3 protein-coding genes are annotated in these 4,252 nt (G+C 75.5%); all 3 read right to left on the reverse strand.

Annotation, left to right across the window (positions count from 1 at the left end; all coding sequences use genetic code 11):
- Window positions 1-470: flavin reductase family protein (locus ACWCSD_RS48900; RefSeq protein WP_449926081.1), on the reverse strand; the 470-nt coding region annotated here is incomplete at its 3' end.
- Between the two features lie 22 nt (window positions 471-492).
- Entirely contained in the window at window positions 493-921 is a 429-nt protein-coding gene (locus tag ACWCSD_RS48905) for an acyl-CoA thioesterase (protein WP_352329445.1), read from the reverse strand.
- A 3-nt stretch (window positions 922-924) separates the two neighbouring features.
- Window positions 925-4,252: SDR family NAD(P)-dependent oxidoreductase (locus ACWCSD_RS48910; protein ID WP_449926085.1), on the reverse strand; the 3,328-nt coding region annotated here is incomplete at its 5' end.

Genomic DNA, 4,252 nt, shown 5'->3' on the forward strand with positions numbered 1-4,252 from the left:
CAGTCGTCCCGCCGGCTCAGGGACAGCACCTCGCCGACGAAGATCGTGTGATCGCCGCCGTCGTAGGCGCGCCAGACCCGGCACTCGAAGCGGGCCGCCGCGCCCGCGATGAGCGGCACCCCGGTGACCTCGCCCGGCGTCACCTCGACGTCGGCGAACTGGGCCAGGCCGAGCGGCCGGTAGCGGTCGGCGAAGTGCCGCGCCTCGGCCTCCTGGTGCCCGGCCAGCACCGACACCCCGAACGACGTGGCCGCGGTGATGCACTGGTGCATCACGGCGCCCTTGCCGACGCACACCAGCAGCAGCGGTGGGTCGAGCGAGACCGAGGTGAAGGAGTTGGCCGTCATGGCGTGCGGGACCTCGCCGCCGGTGGTGATCACGGTGACGCCGGTGGCGAACGCCCCGAACGCGTCGCGCAGCGCCTTGGCGTCCGCGACCTGCGGCGCCGGGGCCGATGAGTGGAGTTGCACGGTGACCTCCTGGGTCCGGGTTCTAGGCCAGGTACGGTTCGAGCGCCCTGACCAGGGGCTCGGGGACCCTCGCCGGCGCGGTCTTGGTGTTCGGCCCTCGCATGCAGGCCACTCGCTGCCTGCCGCGGGCGACGAGGACCTCGGGCGCGCCCGGGGTGACCCGGACGTAGTCGAAGCCGAACTCGATCTGCGTCTGCGCCAGCTCGATCAGGCGCATCCGGATGGACAGCTGGTCGAAGGCCGTGATCTCCGCGAAGAACTCGCAGTCGACCTTGAGGGTGAACAGCTTGAGGTCGTCCTGCAGGTCGGCGAGCACGTCGCGGGCCCGTTCCATGAGGAACATCTCCCGGCAGCGTCCCTGCCAGCGCAGGTAGTTGACGTAGTAGACGTTGCCGACGAGGTTGGTCTCCTCGAAGCCGACCGTGTGCAGGTACTCGTAGTAGGTGCCCATGGGCTAGGACCGCCCTTCGGTGCGGATCGCGACGACGACGGGGGCGGGCAGGCCGTGCACCCGGGTGGCGAGCGTGGCCACGGCCGCGCCGCCGCCGGTCAGGACCACCCATCCGTCGGCCGCGGCCCGGGCGACCGCGAGCGGCGCGTCCGTGCCCGCCGCCGTTCCCCCTTCCGTTCCCCCTTCCGTGCCCGTGGTGCGCAGGCAGGCGAGTGCGGCGCGGGCGCGGGCGCGGGCGGTGTCCGCGTCCTCCCCGGAGGCCGCGGCGATCTCGCCGGCGAGCGCGTGCCGCCCGCCGTCCCGGTCGCCCGGGTCGCCGGACCCGGCGGGGGTGACGGGCTCGACGGCGCAGGACAGCGGCTCTGGGGCGGCCACGCACACCGTCAGTCCCGGCACGTGCGCCGACACCGTCCGCACGCCTTCTGCCGTGCCGAGCCGGGCCACGGCCAGGTCGCCGGTGCCCTCGCCCGGCTCCACGACGACCGCGACCCGCGCGCCCGTCAGGTCCTCCAGCGTGCGCTCCAGGTACGGGCCGAGCAGCGGCGCCGCCCACGGACCGGCCCCGCCCTTCTTCCGCACGGCCTGCAACCGCAGCCCCTCCCAGCGTTCGACGACCTCGCCGTCCTTCGTCCGGACCGCGACGTCGTAGACGTAGGCGTCGCCGTCCCTGGACCGCTCGGAGGCGCAGTAGCGCACCTCGTCCGCGCCGGACAGCGCGGCCCCGGCCGGGTGCACGCGTTCGATGCCGGTCGGCAGCAGGGTGGCGTCGGGCACGCACACCTGGTTGCCGTGCATCAGCGCGTCCCGCATGCCGGGGTCGCCCAGGAGCAGGTCCGGCGGGAGGAACCCGGCGAACCAGTCGCACTCCTGCGCCACCTGCAGGTCGGCGTCCACCTCGCGGGCCGCGGCCCGGTGGTAGCGGCGCAGCCGCTGGAAACGCCTGCCCTGGAAGAGCACCTCGCCGTAGAGCTGGGTGTCGGGGTCCAGCGCGACCGGCGGCAGCTCGTCGCCGGACTGCTCGGGCGGACCGGCGGGCGGGGCGTCGGCGTCCAGGCGCAGCACGGCCGTGAAGTGGTCGACGTCGAAGCCGGTCTCCTGGCTGCGGATGGCGACCGCGACCGTGTCGTGCCCGGTGACCGTCGCCGCCACCCGGAGCGTGGTGCTCCCGTCGGGCGGCACGATGATCGGCCGGACGAACTCCGCCTGCTCCACGACGGGCGCTCCGGGACGGCCGGTGGCCGCGTAAGCCACCTGAGCCATGGCCTCCAGCCCGAACACCGCCGGGAACAGCAGGTTGCCGTCCAGCAGGTGATCGGCCAGGTACAGGTCGGTCCCGGCGTTCACCTCGACCTCGCTGACCAGCTCCACGCCGTGGTAGCGGACCAGCGGCGCGCCGACGAAGCGGAGCAGCGGCAGCTCCGGCTCCTCCCGGCGCACGGTGTGGATGCCCTCGGTGCGCCCGCTGATCACCACGACGCCGGGCGCGTCGGGGTCGCTCACCAGGCGGCGCATGATCTCCACGCCCCGGTCCACCGGGATCGGCGTGATGCCCTGCTCGACCAGCCGGTCCACGACCGACAGCCGCTCGCCCATGCCGACCTCGGACCAGACCGACCACTCCATGCAGATCGCCCGGCAGCCGGGGTGCCGCTCGCCCGCCTCGCGGGTCAGGTCGGCCAGCCACTCGTTGGCGGTCGCGTAGTGGCCCTCGCCGTGCAGGCCCGCCCGGCCGATGATGCTGCCGAACGTCACCAGCAGCCGCAGCCGTCCGGGCTCGACCGCCTCCAGCACGTTGCGCAGGCCGTCCACCTTGGGGGCGAACGTGCGGCGGAAGGCGTCCATGTCCAGCCCGGCGATGCCCTCGGGCTCGTTGCGCCCGGCGCCGTGCAGGACGGCGGTCACCGGCCCGAGCGCCTGCTCGGCCGCGGCCACGGCCGCCCGCACCTGGGCGGCGTCGGTGACGTCGGCCCTGGCGTAGTGGACGGTGAGCCCGGTCGCGGCCATGCGCCGCAGGTTCGCGGCCAGCTCCTCGTCCTGGGCGGGGTCGGAGCGGCCGAGCACGGCCACCTTCGCCCCACCCGCCATGGCCATGGCGCACTCGGCCGTGATGCCCTTGCCGCCGCCGGTCACCAGGAGCACGTCGGAGCCGGTCAGCGGCTCCTCCGCCCGCTCCTGCCGGTACGGCAGCGCCCGCAGCGTCGGCACCCGCCGCCCGCCGGCGGCGTCGTAGTGCACCTCGCAGAAGGCCGTGGTGGCCGCCGCCTCCGCCGCTACCCAGGCGGCGGCCTGCGGCGCGTCCTGCGGCAGGTGCACGACCGTGGTGGGCAGGCCGCTCTCCAGGTGGAACGTCTTGGCCAGGCCCGCCGCGCCCCGGCCGTGCTGGACCAGGACGAGCCGGGTGCCCGGCCCGCCGGCCAGCGCCGCCTTGGCGCCGAGCAGCGCCTGCTCCAGGTCGTCGGCCGCGCACCGCGCGGGTAGGCACACCAGGACACCGGAACCGATCTTCTCCCCTTCGAGTGCCTCGCGCAGCGGCCCCGCCAGGGGCGCACCGGCGGGCGCGAACACCTGCCACGACCCCGCGCGCTCCTCGGCCGTCCGCCGGGGCCGCGGCTGCTCGTCCAGGTCCACGGCGAACGGGCGCACCCACGGCGCCGCGCCCGCCACGCCCCGGGCCGACTGCGCACGCGGCTGCGCGGCCAGCCGGTCCAGGGCCTCGCCCAGCTCCTGGAGCGTCGCGGTGGCGACGTTGGCCGGCGCCATGCCCGCCGGCACGCCCAGATGCTGGGTGGCCTGGTCGATGATGTGCATGACGGTGACCGAGCTGAGGTGCAGCTCGTCCAGCGGTTTGCTGTCCTCGGTCACCATCTCCAGCGGCAGCTCGGCGCGTTCGGCGGCCAGCCGCCGCAGCAGCTCGACCGTGGACTCGCCGGGCTTCGCCGCCGTCCCGCCGCGCGCTCCGCCGTCCGGCTCGGCCGCCCGCTCCGCCGGCTGCGGGGCGGCGGCCTTGACGCGCACCTGCGGCGCCTGCTCGGCCGGGCTGGCGAAGAACGAGAACGCCGCGCCGATCTCCAGCGGCTTGACCAGCCGCCCGTGGAACAGCTCCTCGCAGGCGACGGGCACGCCCGCCACGTGCGCGGCGCCGGCCACGCCGAGCAGCCCGGCCAGCGACTCGCTGTCGGTGTCCAGCGCGACGGCCGGCACGTCGGTCAGCTCGGCCGCCAGCCTGCTGAGCACCCGGCCGGGGCCCACCTCGACCAGCAGGTCCGCGTCCGCGGCCACGGCGGCCAGCGCCTGGGCGAACCGCACGGGCGCGGTGATCTGCCGGTGCAGC

The organism is Nonomuraea sp. NPDC001684 (assembly GCF_053596515.1).

Excerpts from the sequence above, each read along its gene's own strand:
- ACWCSD_RS48905 (WP_352329445.1), bottom strand. The coding sequence starts at position 921 with ATGGGCACCTACTACGAGTACCTGCACACGGTCGGCTTCGAGGAGACC.